This window comes from Halomonas elongata, assembly GCF_029081005.1.
Taxonomy (GTDB): Bacteria; Pseudomonadota; Gammaproteobacteria; order Pseudomonadales; family Halomonadaceae; genus Halomonas; species Halomonas elongata_B.
This window is the reverse complement of the sequence record NZ_JAJQTQ010000001.1, coordinates 91,411-111,903: the sequence shown is the minus strand read 5'-3', so window position 1 is coordinate 111,903 and position 20,493 is coordinate 91,411. Positions and strand designations below refer to the sequence as shown.

General features: G+C 64.1%; 18 protein-coding genes. 10 read left to right on the top strand and 8 right to left on the bottom strand.

Going from position 1 to position 20,493, the window contains the following annotated elements; all coding sequences use genetic code 11:
* The first annotated feature begins 82 nt into the window (after window positions 1–82).
* The 7 genes from LU493_RS00480 (at window position 83) to LU493_RS00450 (ending at window position 8,406) form a co-directional block, all read left to right on the top strand.
* Complete coding sequence (locus tag LU493_RS00480) at window positions 83–595, top strand: TRAP transporter small permease subunit (RefSeq protein WP_275285816.1); 513 nt, start codon at window positions 83–85, stop codon at window positions 593–595.
* Entirely contained in the window at window positions 592–1,914 is a 1,323-nt protein-coding gene (locus tag LU493_RS00475; protein ID WP_275285815.1) for a TRAP transporter large permease, read from the top strand. Before LU493_RS00480 ends, LU493_RS00475 begins: the two co-directional genes overlap by 4 nt.
* Before the next feature lie 105 nt (window positions 1,915–2,019).
* The gene (locus tag LU493_RS00470; RefSeq protein WP_275285814.1) at window positions 2,020–3,081 is read left to right on the top strand and encodes a TRAP transporter substrate-binding protein; all 1,062 of its coding nucleotides are present in this window, start codon (window positions 2,020–2,022) and stop codon (window positions 3,079–3,081) included.
* Between the two features lie 89 nt (window positions 3,082–3,170).
* Entirely contained in the window at window positions 3,171–4,553 is a 1,383-nt protein-coding gene (locus LU493_RS00465; protein ID WP_275285813.1) for a glutamine synthetase family protein, read from the top strand.
* Window positions 4,554–4,679: 126 nt separating this feature from the next.
* Window positions 4,680–6,062, top strand: a complete 1,383-nt coding sequence (locus LU493_RS00460; protein WP_275285812.1) for an aldehyde dehydrogenase family protein — start codon at window positions 4,680–4,682, stop codon at window positions 6,060–6,062.
* A gap of 267 nt (window positions 6,063–6,329) precedes the next feature.
* Window positions 6,330–7,499, top strand: a complete 1,170-nt coding sequence (locus LU493_RS00455) for an iron-containing alcohol dehydrogenase (protein WP_275285811.1) — start codon at window positions 6,330–6,332, stop codon at window positions 7,497–7,499.
* A 199-nt stretch (window positions 7,500–7,698) separates the two neighbouring features.
* A complete protein-coding gene (locus tag LU493_RS00450) occupies window positions 7,699–8,406 on the top strand; it encodes a glutamine amidotransferase-related protein (RefSeq protein ID WP_275285810.1) in 708 nt (235 codons plus the stop codon).
* An 80-nt stretch (window positions 8,407–8,486) separates the two neighbouring features.
* Here the strand turns inward: LU493_RS00450 and LU493_RS00445 are convergent, their stop codons facing one another.
* Window positions 8,487–10,688, bottom strand: a complete 2,202-nt coding sequence (locus tag LU493_RS00445; protein ID WP_275285809.1) for a heavy metal translocating P-type ATPase — start codon at window positions 10,686–10,688, stop codon at window positions 8,487–8,489.
* A 91-nt stretch (window positions 10,689–10,779) separates the two neighbouring features.
* Between LU493_RS00445 and cadR the strand changes: the two genes are divergently transcribed.
* A complete protein-coding gene (cadR, locus tag LU493_RS00440) occupies window positions 10,780–11,232 on the top strand; it encodes a Cd(II)/Pb(II)-responsive transcriptional regulator (RefSeq protein ID WP_275285808.1) in 453 nt (150 codons plus the stop codon).
* A gap of 96 nt (window positions 11,233–11,328) precedes the next feature.
* Here cadR and LU493_RS00435 read toward each other — a convergent pair whose 3' ends face one another.
* The 6 genes from LU493_RS00435 to LU493_RS00410 all read right to left on the bottom strand — a co-directional run bounded on the left by LU493_RS00435 (window position 11,329) and on the right by LU493_RS00410 (window position 16,935).
* A complete protein-coding gene (locus LU493_RS00435; RefSeq protein WP_275285807.1) occupies window positions 11,329–12,096 on the bottom strand; it encodes a transporter substrate-binding domain-containing protein in 768 nt (255 codons plus the stop codon).
* A gap of 154 nt (window positions 12,097–12,250) precedes the next feature.
* A complete protein-coding gene (locus tag LU493_RS00430; RefSeq protein WP_275285806.1) occupies window positions 12,251–12,982 on the bottom strand; it encodes an ABC transporter permease in 732 nt (243 codons plus the stop codon).
* The gene (locus LU493_RS00425; RefSeq protein WP_275285805.1) at window positions 12,982–13,686 is read right to left on the bottom strand and encodes an ABC transporter permease; all 705 of its coding nucleotides are present in this window, start codon (window positions 13,684–13,686) and stop codon (window positions 12,982–12,984) included. The genes LU493_RS00430 and LU493_RS00425 overlap by 1 nt, the downstream gene beginning before the upstream one ends.
* Before the next feature lie 24 nt (window positions 13,687–13,710).
* Window positions 13,711–14,481, bottom strand: a complete 771-nt coding sequence (locus tag LU493_RS00420) for an ABC transporter ATP-binding protein (RefSeq protein WP_275285804.1) — start codon at window positions 14,479–14,481, stop codon at window positions 13,711–13,713.
* A gap of 229 nt (window positions 14,482–14,710) precedes the next feature.
* Window positions 14,711–15,703, bottom strand: a complete 993-nt coding sequence (locus tag LU493_RS00415) for a succinylglutamate desuccinylase (RefSeq protein ID WP_275285803.1) — start codon at window positions 15,701–15,703, stop codon at window positions 14,711–14,713.
* A 212-nt stretch (window positions 15,704–15,915) separates the two neighbouring features.
* Window positions 15,916–16,935 carry an SMP-30/gluconolactonase/LRE family protein gene (locus LU493_RS00410; protein ID WP_275285802.1) on the bottom strand — a complete coding sequence of 340 codons (1,020 nt, stop codon included), beginning with the start codon at window positions 16,933–16,935 and terminating at the stop codon, window positions 15,916–15,918.
* Window positions 16,936–17,116: 181 nt separating this feature from the next.
* Between LU493_RS00410 and LU493_RS00405 the strand changes: the two genes are divergently transcribed.
* Window positions 17,117–18,037, top strand: coding sequence for a class I SAM-dependent methyltransferase (locus tag LU493_RS00405; protein WP_275285801.1), 921 nt, complete (start codon window positions 17,117–17,119; stop codon window positions 18,035–18,037).
* Window positions 18,038–18,040: 3 nt separating this feature from the next.
* Here LU493_RS00405 and LU493_RS00400 read toward each other — a convergent pair whose 3' ends face one another.
* Entirely contained in the window at window positions 18,041–18,979 is a 939-nt protein-coding gene (locus LU493_RS00400) for a 4-hydroxyproline epimerase (protein WP_275285800.1), read from the bottom strand.
* 135 nt (window positions 18,980–19,114) lie between these two features.
* Here LU493_RS00400 and LU493_RS00395 point away from each other — a divergent pair, with 135 nt between their 5' ends.
* A complete protein-coding gene (locus LU493_RS00395; RefSeq protein ID WP_275285799.1) occupies window positions 19,115–20,443 on the top strand; it encodes an NAD(P)/FAD-dependent oxidoreductase in 1,329 nt (442 codons plus the stop codon).
* Window positions 20,444–20,493 lie beyond the last annotated feature (50 nt).

Sequence of the window (20,493 nt, the reverse complement as noted above, 5' to 3'; positions counted from 1 at the left end):
CCAGACCGATGCATGTGGCGCGGCTGGCCCCCCGCATCCAAGCTTTGTCGCAGCAACGCTTGCGGGGAGACGGGGAAACGCCATGCCGAGACCGATACGCCTCTACGTCCACTACGTGGATCGCTTCAATCGCCGCGTCGGGCGCCTGGTGATGTATCTGATCTTCATCATGATCGGGGTGCTGCTCTATGCCTCGATCTCGCGGACCCTGTTTGACAGCCCGTTGATATGGGGTGTCGAGGTTTCGCAGTTCCTGATGGTGTCCTATTACCTGCTCGGTGGCGCCTACTCGATGCAGCTCGGCGAGCATGTGCGGATGGATCTGTTCTACTCGCGCTGGTCGGTGCGCACCCGGGCCCTTGTCGATGGACTCACCATCCTGCTGTTGATCGTCTTTCTGGTGGTGTTGCTGCTCGGCGGCATCTCCAGCACGAGCTATGCCATCCAGTATGGCGAAACCAACTACTCTTCATGGGCGCCGCCCCTGGCGCCCATCAAGGCGCTGATGACGTTCGGCATTCTGCTGATGTTGCTGCAGAGCCTCTCGACGCTGTTCAAGGACATCGCCTGCCTGCGTGGGGAGGGGCTGTCATGAGCTACGAGATGATCGCCCTGACCATGTTCTCGTCGATGATGCTGTTGCTGCTGACCGGCCAGCGCGTGTTCGGCGTGATCGGTTTCGTCGGTGCCGCCTCGGCACTGCTGTTATGGGGAGACGGCGGTGTCGAGATGCCGTTCAGTGCCAGCATTCAGTTGATGAACTGGTATCCGCTGCTCACCCTGCCGTTGTTCATCTACATGGGGTACATGCTGTCGGAATCCGGCATCGCCAGCGAGCTCTACGAGATGTTTCACGTCTGGATGGGCTCTCTAAAGGGCGGCCTGGCGGTGGGCACGATCGGCCTGATGGTCGTAGTGTCGGCGATGAACGGCCTGAGCGTGGCGGGCATGGCGATCGGGGCAACCATCGCGTTACCCGAGCTGCTGCGGCGTGGCTACGACAAGATCATGGTAACCGGCGTGATTCAGGCGGGCAGTTCGCTCGGCATTCTGGTACCGCCCAGTGTGGTGCTGGTGCTGTATGGCATGATCGCGCGCCAGCCTGTCAGCCAATTGTGGCTTGCCGGGGCCATCCCCGGCCTGATCCTGGCGACGATGTTCGTGCTCTATATCGTCATTCGTTGCCGTCTGCAGCCGAGTCTCGGTCCGGCGTTGCCCGAAGACGAGCGGCGAATGCCGCTGCGTGACAAGTTGGCCCTGCTGCGCGCCGGGATTCTGCCCCTGGCGATTTTCTTCGCCATGACCGGCCTGTTCCTGATGGGCGTGACGAGCCTGGTCGAGAGCGCCGCCGTGGGGGCCCTGGCTGCCACCCTGGCGGCCTTGTTCAAGGGGCGCCTGAACATGACGGTCATCGAGGGCACCGTGCGCAAGACGCTCGGCATCACCTGCATGTTCATGTGGATCATCCTCGCGGCACTATGCTTCGGCGCCGTCTTCGACGGCCTCGGCGCAGTGCGGGCGATCGAGTCGGTATTCCTCGACAACATGGGACTGAGCCCCTGGCAGATTCTCGTGATGATGCAGCTGTCCTACATCCTGCTGGGCATGTTTCTGGATGACACCGCCATGCTGGTGATCGTGGCGCCACTCTACGTGCCGCTGGTCATCACGCTTGGCTATGACCCGATCTGGTACGGCGTGCTCTATACGATCACCGTGCAGATCGCCTACATGACGCCGCCCTTCGGCTACAACCTGTTCCTGATGCGTGCCATGGCGCCGCCGGAGGTGTCGCTCTCCGACATCTACCGCAGCGTCTGGCCGTTCGTCGGCATCATGCTACTGGGCCTGGCGTTGATCACCATCTTCCCGCAACTGGCGCTTTGGCTGCCTGAGCTGGTGCGTGGCTACTGAGGCGACTTCGGGAGGTACGCCAAGAGCAACGATAAAGGCGTTACCCATGGCCTCGGTGTATACCGGGCCGCTCGACAACAACAACGTAGTGAAGGAGATGAGGTCATGACCAACAATCGTCGCGACTTTCTGAAGAAGGCTGGAATGGCCGGTGCCGCTTCGGTCGGCGCCGCCGCCTTTTCGGCGCCCTATGTCCATGCCCAGTCGAAGAAGCCGATCCGCTGGCGCTTGCAGACCTATGCGGGGCCGGCACTGGCGGAGCACGTCATCAAGCCCTCCATCGATGCCTTCAATCGGGCCGCCAACGGCGAGATGGAGATCGAGCTGTACTTCTCCGACCAACTGGTTCCCACCGGCGAGCTGTTCCGGGCCATGCAGAGAGGAACTATCGATGCGGTGCAGAGCGACGACGACTCGATCAATGCACCGGTCGACGTGTCGGTGTTCGGCGGCTATTTCCCGTTCGCTTCCCGGTACAGTCTCGATGTGCCCACCTTGTTCAATCATTACGGATTGAAGGAGATCTGGGAAGAAGCCTATAACGAGATCGAGAACGTGACCTGGCTCGGCTCGGGGTCCTGGGACCCGTGCAATTTCGTGACGCGCGAGCCGATTCGCAGTATCGCTGACCTCGAGGGCAAGCGCGTGTTCACCTTCCCGACGGCCGGACGCTTCCTGAGCCGTTTCGGCGTCGTGCCGGTGACCCTGCCGTGGGAAGACATCGAAGTGGCGATGCAGACCCGGGAGCTCGATGGCATCGCCTGGGCCGGCATCACCGAGGCCTATACCGTCGGTTGGGCCGATGTCAGCAAGTACTACCTGACCAACAATATCTCCGGTGCCTGGGCGGGGTCTTACTTCGCCAACAGCGAGCGCTGGGAAGCGCTGCCCGAACATCTCAAGACGCTGTTCCGGATGTGCATGGATAGCTCCCATTACTATCGCCAGCACTGGTACTGGTGGGGCGAGGCCCACTATCGCACCCAGGGCGGCAAGCTGGAGCTGACCTCGATCCCCGAGTCCGAGTGGCAGACGATAGAGGACGAGGCGCTGACCTTCTGGGACGAGATCGCCGAGCAGAGCGAGCGCAACGCTCGTGTGGTGAAGATTCTCAAGGAGTACCGCCAGATCATGCAGCAGGCCGGCCCTCCCTACCGCTATGCCTGAATCGAGGCTCCGGCCCGGCGCGGGGAGTCCTCCCCGCCCGGCCGGAAAAACGCGATCGAGGTCGTGACAACAGGTAGGGAGAAGGCAGGATGAGCGAGATGCAGGCGAGAGACATCAAGACGGCAGAGGACGCTCGGCGCATCGTCGAGGCACGCGGCCTGAGTCACGTCAAGGTGGGCATGTTCGATATCGACGGCGTGATGCTCGGCAAGTACATGCAGCGCGACAAGTTCTTCTCTGCCCTGGAAGACGGTTTTGCCTTCTGCGACGTGGTGCTGGGGTGGGACAGCAAGGATGAGCTCTATGACAACGTGCGCTTCACCGGTTGGCATACCGGCTATCCCGACGCCCCCCTGAGGATCGTCGTCGACAGTTGTCGCGAGATGCCGAGCGAGGGCGACGGGATGCTGCTGTTCCTGGCCGAATTTGTCGGTCCCGCCAGCGATATCTGTCCGCGCGGCCTGCTCGGTCGGGTCCTGGAGCACGGGCAAGACATGGGCTACGAAGCCAGTGGCTCCCTGGAGTATGAATTTTTCCTGTTTCAGGAGACGCCCGAGTCGGTGCGCGAAAAGGGATTCCGCAATCTCAAGCCTCTGACACCGGACATGATGGGCTACTCGATGCTGCGAAGTTCGGTGCATAGCGAGCTCTACCATGAGCTCCTGGCGCTCTCGCAGGACATGGACTTTCCCATCGAGGGGCTGCACACCGAAACCGGCCCCGGCGTGCTCGAGGCGGCCATTGCGGTGGACGATGCCATGGCCGCCGGCGACAAGGGCGCGTTGTTCAAGACCTTCACCAAGGTCTGGGCCCAGCGTCGCGGACTGATGGCCACCTTCATGGCCAAGTGGTCGCCTGACTATCCGGGACAGAGCGGGCATATCCACCTGTCGCTGCAGGATCGGGAGAGTGGCGAGTCGGCGTTCTTCGATGCCGACAAGCCCCATCACATGAGCGATGTGCAGCGCCATTTCGTGGCCGGCCAGCAGAAGCTGATGCCGCAGTTCCTGGCCATGTTCGCACCCACCATCAACAGCTATACCCGATTGATCCCCGGCTTCTGGGCGCCCACCGAAGCCACCTGGGGCGTGGAGAATCGCACCACCGCATTGCGGGTGATACCGGGCAGCGCCAAGTCCCAGCGGGTCGAGTACCGGCTCGGCAGCGCCGATGCGAATCCGTACCTGGCGCTGGCCGCTGCCATCGGCGCCGGGCTCTATGGCATTCGGCACCGGCTCGAGCCCGATGAGCCGGTCAAGGGCAATGCCTATGAACTCGATCACCCGGCCCATCAGGCGCTACCGCGCACCCTGTGGGAGTCGGCCCAGCGCCTCAAGGCATCCGAGGCGGCTCGGGAGCTGTTCGGCGACGCCTTCGTCGACCACTTCGCGGCGACCCGGGAATGGGAGGAGCGGGCGTTCCGGCAGCATATTACTGACTGGGAGTTGGATCGCTACTTCGAAATTATTTGAACGACGAGCGACGAGCGACGAGCGACGAGATGCGAGCGATGAGAAGTGGGGTGGGGTTCGAAACTCGAGGCTCGTAGCTCGAGGCGTTACATGACTCGCCGTTGATAACGAGAGGATCAAGGCACTATGGCCGTACAACAGACGATTTCGCCGGTGGATGGTTCGGTGTATGTCGAGCGGGAGCTGGCCGATGCGGCGCGGGTGGAGGCGGTTCTGGAACGGGCAGTGGCGGCGCAACGGGCCTGGCGTGCGACGTCGATCGCCGAGCGCGCCGGTTTCTGTTCGGCAATGGTCGACGCCTTCGTTGCCCGTCGCGACGAGCTGGCCGAGGAATTGACATGGCAGATGGGGCGGCCGATTTCCGCCGGAGGCGGGGAGATCGGCGGCTTCGAGGAGCGGGCCCGCGGCATGATCGCTCTGGCCGAGGAGGCGCTGGCACCGATCACGCTGTCCGACAAGCCGGGATTCACCCGCTATATCACGCGTGAGCCGCTGGGCGTGTCGTTCATCGTCGCGCCCTGGAACTTTCCGTTCATGACCGCGGTGAATGCCATCGTGCCGTCGCTCATGGCCGGCAACACGGTGATCCTCAAGCATTCCGCCCAGACGCCTCTGTGTGCCGAGCGACTCCAGCAGGCCTTCGAGGCGGCCGGTCTGCCCGAGGGGGTCTTTCAGCACCTTCACCTGTCCCATCCGGCGACCGAGGCATTGATTCGCGATCCGCGCATCGACCATGTGTCCTTCACCGGATCGGTCGGTGGCGGCGATATGGTGGAGCGCAATGCGGCGGGGCGTTTCATCGCCACCGGCCTGGAACTGGGCGGCAAGGATCCCGCCTATGTGCGCGCCGATGCCGATCTCGATGCCGCCGTACCGGGCGTGATGGATGGTGCCTTCTTCAATGCCGGCCAGAGCTGCTGCGGCATCGAGCGAATCTATGTGCATCGCGAACTGCATGATGCCTTCGTCGAGCGGGCCGTGGCCTGGGTGCGGCAGCTCAGGCTGGGCAATCCCACCGACCCGACGACTACCCTGGGGCCTCTGGTCAAGCCGGCGGCGGCAGATTTCGTGAGGGGACAGGTGGAAGAGGCGGTGGCCGCCGGTGCGAAAGCCTGGATCGATCCCGGCGACTATCCGTTATCCGAACCAGGGAGTGCCTACCTGGCGCCCCAGGTGCTGACGGATGTCGAGCATTCCATGCGCGTGATGCGCGAGGAGAGTTTCGGCCCGGTGGTGGGCATCATGCCGGTGGATTCCGACGACGAGGCCATCGAGCTGATGAACGACAGCGACTTCGGCCTGACTGCCGCGATCTTCACGCGCGATATCGCTGCCGGTGAGCAGTTGGCGCGGCGCCTGGACGCGGGGACCGTCTTCACCAATCGCTGCGACTACCTGGACCCTGAGCTGGCCTGGACCGGCGTCAAGCAGTCGGGACGCGGTTGCTCGTTGTCGCGACTGGGCTACGAGACGCTGACCCGACCCAAGTCCTTTCATCTGAAGCATTGAACAAGAAGGAAGAGCGGCGCTTCGCGCCTGGAAGCTTGAAGCTGGAAGAAAACCCTTGGCCCTAGGGAGCGGGGATTCACATTGCCTTCGAGCTTCGAGCTTCGAGCTTCGAGCTTCGAGCTACGAGCGACGAGCAGGGAGTTGCCGCTCTGGAGGTGGTTGTCGGGGTTCGGATCTCGTATCTCGCTGCTCGTATGCTTTGGGTTTCGAGCTTCGAGTGCCATGCCGCCGATATTGGAGACTGAGGATATGAGGAGCAAAGACGACATGAGTCAGTTCATTGCCACCTGGAACTATCCTGCCCGGATTCTCGCCGGGCCAGGGCGCGTGCGGGAACTGCCGGAGGCGTGCCGGGCGCTGGGCATGTGCGCGCCCTTGCTGGTGACTGATCCCGGCCTGGCGGGGTTGCCGATGGTGCACGATCTGGTACAGCACTGTGCCGATGAGGGCTTGAGGGTCAGCGTGTTCAGCGAGATCAAGGGCAACCCTACCGGGGCCAATGTCGAGGCCGGGGTAACGGCCTTCCGGGAGGGCGAACATGATGGTGTCATCGCTTTCGGCGGCGGTTCAGGGCTGGATGCCGCCAAGGCGGTGGCCTTGATGGCCGGGCAGCGTGACGAGCTCTCGATCTGGGAACTGGAGGATATCGGCGACTACTGGAAGCGCGCCGACGGTGATGCCGTGGCGCCGGTGGTCGCCGTACCGACGACTGCCGGCACGGGGTCCGAGGTGGGGCGTGCCTCGGTCATCACCAACGAGCAGGAGCACGTCAAGCGCATCATCTTTCACCCTCGGATGGTGCCGGCGACGGTGATTCTCGATCCTGAGCTGACCATCGGTTTGCCGGCGTCGCTCACCGCTGCCACGGGGATGGATGCGTTGTCGCACTGTCTCGAGGCCTGGTGTTCGCCCAATTACCATCCCATGGCCGAGGGGATCGCCGTGGAGGGCATGCGGCGGATTCGCGATCATCTGCCCCGCGTCCATGCCGACGGCCGAGACCTCGAATCACGCCAGCACATGCTGGTGGCCTCGATGATGGGCGCAACCGCCTTCCAGCGGGGGCTGGGGGCCATGCATGCCCTGGCCCATCCGCTCGGCGCCTTGTACGACGCGCATCACGGGACTCTCAATGCAGTGCTGATGCCTTATGTGCTGCGAGCCAACGAGCAGGCCATCGGTGAGCCCATGGTGCGCCTGGGACGCTACCTCGACCTGCGTCAGCCGGGTACCGGGGCGGTGATCGACTGGGTGCTCGATCTGCGCGAGCGCCTGGGCATACCGCCTACGCTGGCGGCGCTGGGCATCGATACCGTACAGGCGGAGAAGGTCGGCCGGATGGCCGTCGCCGATCCGTCATCTGCTTCCAATCCCATCGCCTTCGAGCCCGAGCGATATCGCGACATTTTCGTCGATGCGGTCGAGGGCCGTCTCTAGGCGCATGCCGAGCGGGGGAAGCATCACGACGGGATCAAGGAAATGCTGAATAAATCGCCGAGCATAGTGAAGCGCAAGGCACACGGAGCACAGAAAGCGAGACATAACGTGTCGTTAGGCGAGCTTTCGCGCACCGCGTAACGCAGCGATTTGCATGCGCAGGCATTTAAGCAGTGTTTCCCCAACGGGAGGAGGGGCGATGCGCATAGGCCTTTTGCAGTGTGACGATGTGGCGCCGGAGCTGCGGGAGCGGCACGGCAACTATCCGGCGATGTTCGAGCGACTGTTCACCTCGGTGGATCCGACACTGACCTTCCAGGTGTGGCGTTGCCTGGATGGCGAGTTGCCTGATGATCCCGGGGCGGTGGATGCCTGGCTGACGACCGGTTCCAGGTTCGGGGTCAATGATGGCCTGCCGTGGATCGATGAGCTGTGCGATTTCATCCGACGGCTGTGGGAGACCGATAGCCCCCTGGTCGGCATCTGCTTTGGCCATCAGTTGATCGCCAAGGCGTTGGGCGGGGAGGTCGTCAAGAGTTCCAGGGGCTGGGGAGTGGGCATGTCCTGTAATGAGGTGACGGGACGGGCCGACTGGATGGACCCATGGCAGGATGGACTCGATCTGGTGGTCAGCCACCAGGACCAGGTGGCGACGCCTCCCCCGAACGCCAGAGTATTGGCGGGAAGCGATTTCTGCCCCCTGTATCTGATGCAGGTCGGTGAATGTTTCCTCGGCGTGCAGGGACATCCCGAGTTCGCCAAGGCCTACTCGGCGGACTTGATGCGGCTGCGTGCCGGCCTGGTCGGTGCCGAACGGGTCGACCGGGGGCTGGCCTCGCTGGATGCCCCGGTCGATGACCGTTTGATGGTGCGCTGGATACTCAATTTCATGCGCCGATGCCTCTAGGCCGGTCTTGCCCGATTACGGAACACTGGCCTGGTCACGGAGCAATGGCGATTGGTGCTGAATGTCGCCGTTCGGGCCTCTCATCCGGGCCGGATACGCAGCAGGCGCAGTCCGTTGCCGATGACCAGCAGGCTGGCGCCCAGATCGGCGAACACCGCCATCCACAGAGTGGCCTGACCGGCGAAGGCCAGGATCATGAAGACGGCCTTGATGCCGAGAGCCAGCACGATGTTCTGAACCAGGATGCTGTGCGTGGCACGGGACAGGCGCAGGAAGGCCGGCAACTTGCCGAGGTCATCGTCCATCAGTGCCACGTCGGCGGTCTCGATGGCCACGTCACTGCCGGCTGCCCCCATGGAAAAGCCGATATCGGCACGGGCCAGCGCCGGCGCATCGTTGATGCCGTCACCGACCATGCCGATCACGCCGTCGCGACCGCTTTCCTCGATGATGGCGAGCTTGTCCTCGGGGAGTAATTCTCCTCGGGCGCTGTCGATGCCGGCTTCTCCGGCGATGGCCGTTACCGCGTGCCGGTTGTCGCCGGAGAGCATCAGGGTCTTCACGCCGAGCCCGTGAAGGGCCTCGATGGCTGCCAGGCTGGTGGGCTTGAGTGGATCGCGCACGGTGAACAGCGCCAGTACACGCTCCGATGAGCCCAGTGCCACGACGCTGGCGCCGCGCCGCTCCAGTGCCTCGATGCGCTCCGCGAGCGTCGCGTCGATCAGGCCCTGCGCATCGGCCAGCCGGCGGTTGCCGAGCCAGAGTGCCTGGCCATCCACCCGGCCTTCGATGCCCTGACCGGGGCGTTCGCGGACATCATCGACGTTGCCGTCATTCGAATCCAATGAGAGGGCACGCTGAATGGCGGCGGATACGGGGTGGGTCGAGCGACCGGCGAGCAGCGAGGCTTGCCGCGCCAGGTCCTGGAGGCCCTCTTCCGAGGATACGTCGAGTGCTTCCCAATGTTCGAGTGTCGGCTCGCCCCGGGTCAGGGTGCCGGTCTTGTCCAGGGCCAGCCAGGTCAGGTGCCGGCCCTGCTCCAGGAAGCGGCCGCCCTTGATCAGGATGCCGGCTCGGGCGGCGGCGGAAAGGCCGCTGACGATGGTCACCGGCGTGGAAATGACCAGCGCGCAGGGGCAGGCGATCACCAGCAGCACCAGGGCACGATAGATACCGTCCAGCCAGACGCCGCCGACGATCCAGGGCCAGGCCAGGGCCGTTAGCATGGCGAGGGCGAAGACCGCGGGCGTGTAAACGGCGGCGAAGCGGTCGATGAAACGTTGGGTGGGGGCCTGGCTGGCCTGGGCCTGCTCGACGGCGTGAATGATGCGCGCCAGGGTCGTGTCGCTGGCCTCTCGGGTGGTGCGGATGTCGAAGTCACCGTCATGATTGATGGCGCCGGCGAAGACGCTGTCGCCCGGCGCCTTGTCGACGGGCAAGCTCTCGCCGGTGATCGGCGATTCGTCCAGGCTGGGATGACCGCGCACGACCTCGCCGTCCAGTGGTAGGCGCTCGCCGGGGAGTACTCGTACGACGTCGCCGATGGCCACGTCTTCGGCGGCCACGGTCTCCCATTCGCCTGCCTCCGTGCGTCGTCGGGCCTGACGGGGCGCACTGTCGAGCAGGTCGCGGATGGCACGGCGGGCGCGCTCCAGGGAACCTGCCTCGATGCGTTCCGCCAGGGTGAACAGCACCATCACCATGGCGGCCTCCGACCAGTGACCGATCAGCAGGGCACCGGTCACCGCCACACTCATCAAGGCGTTGATGTTGAGGGTGCGGTGACGAATCGCCACCCAGCCCTTGCGCCATGTCGGCAGGCCCACCAGGGCGATGGCCAGCAGGGCGAGCAGCGGGGAGAGCCAGCCGGTCCAGGGCCAGGGCGTCCAGCCGGCGATCTCCGCCGACAGCGCCAGGATCCCGGCCAGTATCAGCCGGCCCCATCGGGGTTCGTCGCCGTCAGGGGCGTCATCGGCGCTATCGTCAATGCCGTCCAGGGGGCGAGGCGTCATGCCCAGGCCGCGCACGCGTGCCTGTAGCGCTTCGGTGTCGGCGTCGTGATGATGAATGCTCAGGATCCGGCCCATCAGGTCGAACTCCAGGGCGGCGACGCCGGGGGCCGAGGTCAGGGCCTTGCGCAGCAGGGCTTCCTCGGTGGGGCAGTCCATCTCCTGGATACGCAGGCGCAGGGTGTCGCTGTCGGCCGGGGCGGTCACGGTCTCGCGAGGTTCGGGATGGCCGCCGCAGCAGCAGCCATGTTCCTGAGGCGTGTCATCGGACATCTCGGGCTCCGTTCGTGATATCTTGCCGACATCACACACCCTATAGTCTGTATAGGGTCAAGCCCTGACGCTGAGTGAGTGGAGGTCGATGATGAAAATCGGTGAGCTGGCGACTCGCACGGGATGCCGAGTCGTGACCATTCGCTATTACGAACGGGAAGGCTTGCTGCCCGAACCGGCGCGGAGCGAGGCGAATTACCGCCTCTATGGCGAGGTGCACGTCGAGCGTCTCGCCTTCATCCGGCATTGTCGGGCGCTGGACATGACCCTGGACGAGATCCGGGCCTTGCTGGCATGCCATGACGATCCGGAGGGGACCTGCCATCAGGCCGACATCCTGATCGACGAACACCTGATGCATGTGAAGGCGCGTATTTCCCAGCTTCAGGTACTGGAGGAATCCCTGGTGGCGCTGCGAGCCCGTTGCCAGGGGCAGCGTCCGGCCGCCGAGTGCGGCATTCTCGATGCACTGTCCCGGCCGCCGCAGGAGACGCTCTCGAGTGAAGACGCCGAACATGTGCCGGGCACGCATCCTCGGGTGTGAGAAGGGAGTGGCGGACGAGCGGAATAAAATGCGGCCCCTGTCTCCAGGGGCCGCAAAGCATGGCGAATGCACGAGGTGCGTCAGTCGCAGCAGAGCTTATTCACTGAAGTACTTGGCTTCGATCTCGGCGTAGGTGCCGTTTTCCTTCAGGGTGGCAAGGGCCTCGTTGAAGGCTTTGGCCAGCGCTTCGTCCCGCTGGCGGAAGGCGATGCCGAATCCTTCACCGAAGTACTCCTTGGGTTCGGTGATCTTCTCGCCCACGGTCGTGTAGTCGCCGGCCTCGCTGTCGAGCAGGGTGGACTTGCCGATCGGGAAGTCGAGGAAGACGATGTCCAGGCGACCGGAATCCATGTCCAGCACCATGTCGTCGGCCGTGGCATAACGGTTGACGTCGGCCACGTCGCCGTACAGGTCGGTCACGTAGTTGTCCTGGAGGGTGCCGCGCTGCACGCCGATGGTCTTGTCTTCGAGACTTTCCTCGCTCGGTGTTTCGATTTCGGTATCGGTCGGCGCGAACCAGGCGGAGGGCGGGGTGATGTAGGGGTCGGAGAACAGCACCTGCTCACGCCGCTGATCGTTGATGGTCATGGACGACATGATGGCGTCGTACTTGCGGGCCTGGAGGCCGGGGATGATGCCATCCCACCCCTGGACGACCCACTCGCACTGGATGCCGATCTCTTCGCACATGGCGTTGCCGAGCTCGATGTCGAAGCCGGTCAACTCGCCGTCGGGGGTGCGGTATTCCATGGGCTCGTAGGGCACGTCGACGCCGATGCGGATATCGCGGACCTCGGCGTTGGCGACGCCGGCGATCATGCTGGCGCCGAGTACGCCGATGCTCAGTAGTTTGTTGAGTTTCATGAATCACTTCCCTTTTTGTTGATGGCTTCACCGCAAGGCCGGGTTCGAAGGTCGAACGGCGTCCAAGGGTGGCGACTCGTCCACGATAGCCGAAGGCGGGACGGGTCGAAAGGCCGTGAACGAACGTTGTGAACCAACGTTCGTTCGACGGTCGTCAGCCGCTGGCCGGCTTGAGATGGGCGAGCAGCCGCTTCTCCAGGTGACGGAAGAAGTAGATGATCGTGAACGTCAGGCAGAGATAGATCGCCGCGACGAACAGGAAGGCGTCGAAGGGCGCGTAGAAGCGGGCATAGACGAAGCGGGCCGCTCCGGTCAGGTCCATGATGGTCACCACGCTGGCGATGGCGCTGGCATGCAGCATGAAGATCACTTCGTTGCCGTAGGCCGGCAGGGCGCGACGAAAGGCGCTGGGCAGCACGATGCGTCGCAGCATCAGTGACCAGGACATGCCGTAGGCGCGGGCGGCCTCGATTTCGCCCTTGGGCGTGGACTTGATGGCGCCGCGGAAGATCTCGGTGGTGTAGGCCCCGGTATTCAGTGTGAAGGCGACCAGTGCGGGCACGAACGGCTTCTCCAGGATGACCCACAGCCAGGTGTCCTGGATGCCTTCGACGAAGACCACGCCGTAGTAGATCAGGTAGAGCTGGACCAGCAGCGGTGTGCCCCGGAATACGTAGCAGTAGAAGAAGATCGGCAGGCGCACCCAGGCGTGCCTGGAGCCGCGGCCGATGGCCAGCGGTACGGCCAGCACGAGGCCGATGATCAGCGAGAGGAAGACCAGCTGGATCGTGGTGACCAGGCCGTCCCCGTAGTAGGAGAGGGTCTGCAGGGTGAAGATGCTGTTGTCGGCCAGTTGGGCCTGCAGCCAGTTCATCAGGCTTTCCATCAGTCCGCCTCCCCATAGCCGATGTCATAGTGCTTCTGCAGTCGCGCGAAGCCCCATTCGGAGACGCTGGCGATCAGCAAGTAGATGACGGCGACGATGATCATGAAGGTGAAGGGCTCGCGGGTGGCCTTGGAGGCCTCGGCGGCCACCTTCACCATGTCGGACAGGCCGATCACCGAGACCAGCGCGGTGGTCTTGAGCAGTACCATCCAGTTGTTCGAGAGCCCCGGCAGGGCGTGACGCATCATCTGCGGGAAGCGGATGCGTCGAAAGACCAGCCAGTGAGACATGCCATAGGCGCGGCCGGCCTCGATCTGGCCGTTTTCCACGGCGAGGAAGGCGCCACGGAAGGTCTCGCCCATGTAGGCCCCGAAGATCAGGCCGATGGTCACCACGCCGGCGACGAATTCGTTGATGTTGATGAAAATATCGATGTCGAACCGGTTGTAGAGCCAGTCGGTGAACATGTTGACGCCGATCTGGCCGCCGAAGAACAGCAGCATCATCAACACCAGATCGGGCACGCCCCGGATCAGGGTGGTATAGAGGGTGCCGAGGCGATGCAGCACCCAGTTGCGCGACATCTTGGCGCTGGCGGTGGCCAGGCCCAGCACGATGGCGAGTATCAGCGACAGAATCGCCAGTTCGATGGTGACCAGGGCGCCTTCCGCGAGGCGCGGGCCGTAGCCGTGCAGGTCGATCATGGGAATCTCCTCATCCGGGCCGCCTCAGTGCTTGGGCGCCAGGAATTGCTTGAGCCGCTCGGAGTTCGGGTTGCCGAGGACCTGGTCGGGAGGTCCGGCTTCTTCGACCTGGCCCTGATGCAGGTAGATCACCTGGGTGGAAACGTCGCGGGCGAAGGCCATCTCGTGGGTCACGACGATCATGGTGCGGCCTTCCTCGGCGAGGTCGCGCATGACCTTCAGCACGTCGCCGACCAGTTCCGGGTCGAGGGCCGAGGTCGGCTCGTCGAACAACATCACTTCGGGATCCATGGCCAGAGCCCTGGCGATGGCGCCGCGCTGTTGCTGACCGCCGGAAAGCTGGGCCGGGTAGTAGTCGGCGCGTTCACCGAGACCGACGCGTTCGAGGAGCTCGCGGGCATGGTCGATGGCCTCGCGTTTCGACTTGCCGAGCACATGGATCGGTGCCTCGATGACATTCTCGAGCAGCGTCATGTGGGCCCAGAGGTTGAAGCTCTGGAACACCATGGAGAGCTTGGCGCGCATGTTGACGACCTGCTTCCAGTCTGCCGGTTCGCGGCCGTGCTTGGCCTCCTTGAAGCGGATCGACTCGCCGTGGACGATCAGCTCGCCTTCGTTGGGCTGCTCCAGCAGGTTCATACAGCGCAGGAAGGTGCTCTTGCCGGAGCCGGAGGCTCCGATGAGGGTAATGACATCACCCTTGTGGGCCTTCAGGGAGAGGCCCTTGAGGACTTCTGTATCGCCGAAGCGCTTGGTGATGTTGCGCACTTCCAGCGGAATCGGGGTATCGGCCATGAAACGGACTCCAGTTCGGGAAAGGTCGCCTGGGTCGGGACCGGGCAGCGTGTGGCCGGCGCGAAAAAGGTGGGCGATTCTAACAGGCCAGACGGCCATCGGCAGGCCATGTCACGCCATCAGGAATGCGACCTTGGTCTATGGAGGCAGTGGTTCGAAACATAAAATAACTCCAACTTGTTGTTATTTTGCAGTTTTATTCACCGTTGGTGAAACGTGTAAGGCGTCGTTACTCCGCGTCGGCATCCCGGACCGGCGTCACCAGCAGCGCCGCTCGAGCGCCAAGTTCGACCCTGGCGTTGGGAAAGACCACGCGCAGGGGCGTGTCGCCGACCGTGAAGGGACCGGCCTCGGCGTCTTCCGATAGTCGCGTACCGGGGGCGAACTCGGTGAAATTCGGGGTGTCGTCGGGAAAGCATAGCCGGAAGGCCTCGGCATGGCGGATCAGCTCGTGCTCGACCCGAAAGAAGGCCAAGCGAGCGGGGCTGGCCGATGCGGGTTCGCGTGCCTCCAGCAGCGCATCGAGCAGCCGGCCCATGGGCGCCAGAGGTGCGAGGTCATTGGCGCCGAAGGGAAGGGCTCGGCCGAGCTCCAGGGTAAAGGCCTGGGCGCCATGGTAATACTTGCTGTAGTGGGAGAAGGTCCAGCTGTGATCGTGCTGGTGAAGCACTGCCTGAATGTCGGCGCCGGCCAGCCATTGCCACTGTTCGGGCGTGGTGGCGGTGTCGGCGAAGGGTTCCACCGCGAAGCGCGGGTACTGGCTGTCGCGGATCGCCGTGTGCAGGTCGTAGTGCAGGCGTCGGCGGCCCGGGTGGCGCTCATGGAAGGCATCCACGGCTTCCATCAAGGTGCGGGCTCGATCCGGTTCCATGCCGTCCTCGACCAGGTCGCGACGGAACAGGCGGTTGAGGTTGGTGTTGACGAAGCGGGTGCCGGCGCGGATGGCCTCGAGATTGCCCAGGATCACCAGGACGGGGCCGCCAAGCTGTAGCAGGCCGGCTTCCAGTCGAGCCAGGCTGGCGCCGAGCAGCTCGATGGGGGCCGTTTCATTGCCGTGAATACCGGTCGACAGCACGACGGTGGGTGCTTGTGCCTCGTCGGTATCCGGCGTGAGTTCCAGTAATCCTGGACCAGGGACCCGGAAACGCCCGCCCGGGATGTCGCCCCGCTCGGGCGACGAGACCGATTCGCTCAGGCTCCGCTCCAACCAGTCAGCCAGCATGGCGATCGTCCCGGCAGGGCGTGAAGACGTTCTCGACGCTGGGGCGTCGGAGGCATGGCGCGGTGATCATGTTGCTCCCGGTCGTGGTTTCGTTATTGGCCTCGCTACCTTCATCACTGTCGGGTGAGGGCTCAAGACCCGGCGTCGACTTGATGAAAGAGGCGGGTGCGATAATGAAAAGCCACGCCGGGAGCGGAGGCATCGCAGTGCCTTCAGGCGCCGCGAGCGGCAGTATAAAGCGTGTAGATCGACTGGCTCGCGGTCATCAGCAGGCGGTTGCGATCTTCTCCCGTGAAGCAGACATTGGCGCAGATCTCGGGAAGCAGGATGCGTCCGATCAAGGTGCCATCCGGGGTGAAGACACTGACGCCGTCGATGCCCTCACCGCCGGAGGTCCCCACCCAGAGATTGCCATCCGCGTCGCAGGTCAGACCGTCGTATCCTTCCTCGCGGCTTTCGACGAGTCGCTTCGCGTCCTGCAGGGCCTTACCGCCCTCGGCCAGGGTGAAGCGCGTGATGGTGGCCGGCTGGTCCGGATGATGGGAGGGCGCGGTATCGGTGATGTACAGGCTGCGACCGTCCGGCCCCAGGGCGATGCCGTTAGGCTTGTAGAGCTCGGTGGTCAGCACCCGGGGCTCGTCCATGCCGTCTTCCCAGTAGTAGACGGCCGTATCCAGTTGTAGCTTGCGACGTTGCCCCTCATAGTCGACATGGGCGCCATAGCCCGGGTCGGTGAAGATCAGGCCGCCGTTGTCCAGGGCGACAATATCGTTGGGGGCATTGAGAGGCTTGCCGTCATGGTGTTCGGCCAGCACGCTCATGCTGCCGTCCCATTCGTAGCGAACCACGCGGGCGGGGGAATGCTCGCAGGCGATCAAGCGTCCTCGGTTATCGAAGGTATGGCCGTTCGAGTGCCCCACCTGACGTCGCAGCACCGAGACCTCGCCAGTGACCTCGTCCCAGCGCATCTGCCGTGCCCGGGGGATGTCGCTGAAGACGGCATAGCGACCCACGGCGTTCCAGGCCGGTCCCTCGAGCCACAGGCCGCCCGTCCACTGGCGCTCCAGCGGCGTGTTGAACAGCATGTATCGCTCGAAGCGTTCGTCGATGACCTGCCAGGTACTGTCCGGGTAACGTGATGGTGTCGGGGTACCGGCCAGCAGGCTAGGTGTGGCAACGGCAGCCCCGAGGGCCATGGAAGCGGTGAGAAACTGGCGTCGTTCCAGTGTCATGAAGGTATCCTTGTGGTTATCGAGTGAATAGACCGGCGGGCCGGTTCGCCCGCACCTCCAGCGTATGTGGTGCTATTGATAATGTATGTTATACATTTGTGCGATGTGCCGTCGTTTGCTACTCGAGACAGGCGGCTCGCGCCATGGATAGCGGGAGCGGCGGCAAGGGAGAGAAAAGAGAATGACGAACGGTGGCCGTGGTGTAGAGAGCCGCAATGGAGGGGTTCAGGCAGGCACGTCCCGGGATGCCGAGCGGTTGGCCCGGCACTATGCCGGCGCCGGCGGAACGGAAGATGGAAATCGCAAAACCTTGGTCGGCAGGTTGCGTCGGGCCTTTGTCGCCAGCGGACGTAACCCGGACCGGCTGTCCCTCGATGACATTGCCGGTATCGATCAACTGCACCTGGGAGGGCGGCGAGCCAGCCGCTCACTGGCGAGGCTCGGCGCGCTCTCGCCGGGCGACAGAGTGCTGGACGTCGGGTGCGGGACCGGCGGCGCCAGCCGGTTACTCGCCGAGGAGCATGGCGTCGAGGTGGTCGGGATCGATATCACCGCGCCCTTCGTCGAGGTCGCCGGCTGGCTGAGTCGTGCCACGGGCCTGTCGTCACGTACTCGGTTCGGTTGCGCCGATGCTGCCGCGACCCCGTTGTCGGATGCCTGCGTGGATGTCGTCTGGTGCCAGCACGCGCTGATGAACATGCCCGATATGGAAGCGGTGCTGGCAGAATGGCATCGTCTGCTGGCGCCCGGGGGGCGGGTGTTGTTGCATGAAGTGGTGGCCGGCGACAACCCGGCCGCCTTGACGCTGCCGGTGCCCTGGGCCAGGGAGCGAGCCACGAGCCACCTGCAGACGCGGTGGTGCCTGGAGCAGCGGCTGGAAACGGCGGGCTTCCAGCCGGTCGATGTCACTGATGTCACCGCCGAGGCACTGGCCTGGCGTCGCAAGCACGGTCGTCAGGAATCGGATCACCAGTCATCGGCCGCACTGCCCGGGCCGGCCGATCTCTTCGGTGACATCTTCAGCGAGATGGGGCGCAACCTGCTCGACAACCTGGCCGACGACAGGGTGCGCATCATCGAGGGAGCCTGGGTGACGACATGAGTATCAAGTGTCGGCGGCGATGCCCCAGGCGAAGGGATCCGTCTCGTCGACAAGCAGTGAGGCTTCCGCGCTGATATGGGCTCTGCCGCGCAGGTAGGGGCGAATCCGGTCGCCCTCTGGTTCGTAATGGGCCACGAACTCGCTGCCGGTGATACTGGCCTGACGCCAGGACTGGCCGGGAGCCAGCTTGCCGTCGGCAGCCAGGCAGGCCAGCTTGGCGCTGGTGCCGGTGCCGCAGGGCGAGCGGTCATAGGCCTTGCCGGGGCAGAGCACGAAGTTGCGGCTGTCGGCGCGAGAATCCTCGGCGAACAGCTCGATATGATCGATCTCTCCACCGTCTTCACCGGTGATGCCCTGTGCCTCGAGTGCCTGGCGGATCGCCCAGGTGAAGTCGGTCAGGGCATCGACGTTGTCCAGCGTTAGGCGTCGATCGTGATCGCTGATCAGGAAGAACCAGTTGCCGCCCCAGGCGATGTCGCCATGCACTCGACCATGGCCGGGCACTTCCAGGGGTACCGACTGGCGATAGCGATAGGCCGGCACATTGCGCACCGTCACGTCTCCCTCGTCATGCAGTGTGGCCTCGACACTCCCCACCGGCGTATCGATCCAGTGTCGGCCTGGCATTAGCCGGCCCTGATGAGCCAGCGAGGCCACCAGGCCGATGGTGCCGTGGCCACACATGCCCAGATAGCCGCTGTTATTGAAAAAGATGACCCCGCAGGTGGCTTCCGGCGTCTCCGGCTCGCAGAGCAGGGCGCCGACCAGAACGTCATGCCCCCGTGGTTCCAGCATGCAGGCGGTGCGCCAGCGATCGTGCTCGCCACGCAGCCGTTCGAGCTTCTCACGCAAGTTCCCTTTGCCGAGATCGGGAAAGCCCTCCATCACGAGCCGCGTTGGTTCTCCACCGGTATGGGAATCGAGCACCTGGATGCGCTTCATGCATCGTCCTCTCGTTGTGTGTTGGGGATGACCGGGTGGTTCGATCCTGGTCGACCAGGCTTGCCAAGATAGATTATATATTTTATACATTCAACGGAACGCATCTCAGGCGCCCTTCAAGCGAGTAGAACGATCATGACCCAGGCGAGCCCCGATCCGAAGGCCTCCCCGCAAGTTCGATCCACGGCGGATACTGCCTTTGACGATGCTGACATCGTGGTAGTCGGTGCCGGCGTGGTCGGCACTGCCTGTGCCCTGGAACTGGCTCGCCAGGGCCTTCGGGTGCGGGTGCTGGACCGCGACGAGCCGGGCATGGGGGCTTCATTCGGCAATGCCGGTCACTTGGCCACCGAGCAGATCTTCCCCATCGCCGATGCCTCTCTGTTGAAGCGTATCCCCGGGATGCTGATGGATCCACTGGGACCGCTGCGGCTGGACTGGCGGTACCTGCCGAAGGCCACTCCCTGGCTGGTGCGATTGCTGTGGAACCTGCGCCCCTCCCCCTATCGGCACAGCGTGGCAGGTATCCGAGCGCTCAATGAAGCGAGTCTGGTGGCCTGGCGGGAGCTGCTGGCGTCCATCGGACGTTCCGACCTGCTTTGTGGGCACGGTTCTCTGCTGGTGCACGAGAAGGCCGAGACAGCGGATGCCCTGGCAGCGTCGGCGGCACGCTTCGCCGCCCAGGGCGTCGCGCAGGAATGGTTGAACGGTGAGGAAGTCCGTCGTCGGGTTCCCGAACTGTCGGAGCGTATCCGCGGAGGCCTCTTCTTTCCCGAGACCGGTCATGTGATCGATCCCCTCTGGGTGGTAAAGGAACTGGTGAGGGCCGCCAGGGCCGCCGGAGTGCGTTTTTCTCGGGCCACCGTGCAAAGCGCTCGGGCCGATGCCCGTGGCGTCCGCCTGGAGACGAGCGAGGGCAGTCTGGCGGTGCCTAAGGTGCTGGTCGCCGCCGGTGCCCACTCGGCGCCTCTGGTTGCCGAACTGACGGGGGTACGGGTTCCGCTGGATACCGAGCGTGGCTACCACCTGATGTTGCCACGGGAAGGTGAGCGGATCTCCATGGCGGTCACCTCCCTGGAGCGGCGCTTCATCATGACGCCCATGGCCGAGGGATTGCGCCTGGCCGGCACCGTGGAGTTCGCCGGTCTCGAGCGACCGCCGCACATGGAGCGTGCCTGGCGGCTCCGCGAGCTGGCACACGGCCTGTTCTCCCGTCCTCTGGACGAGGCGGATGCGACCCCCTGGATGGGATTCCGCCCGTCCTTGCCGGATTCACTGCCGATCATCGACCGGACCGGCCCCGAAGGCCGGGTCTGGCTCGCCTTCGGACATCACCATCTCGGGCTGACCCAGGCGGCAGTCACTGCTCGCCTGGTCAGCCAGTTCATCTCTCCCGAGAGGGAGTCGACAGAGTCGGCACTGCCGTCGCTGGCCCCCTACCGGCTGGCACGCTTTGCCAGATAGTCAGGCCGGCGCTGGCCGGCATCAAGCCAATCAACATTGCGACAACAACA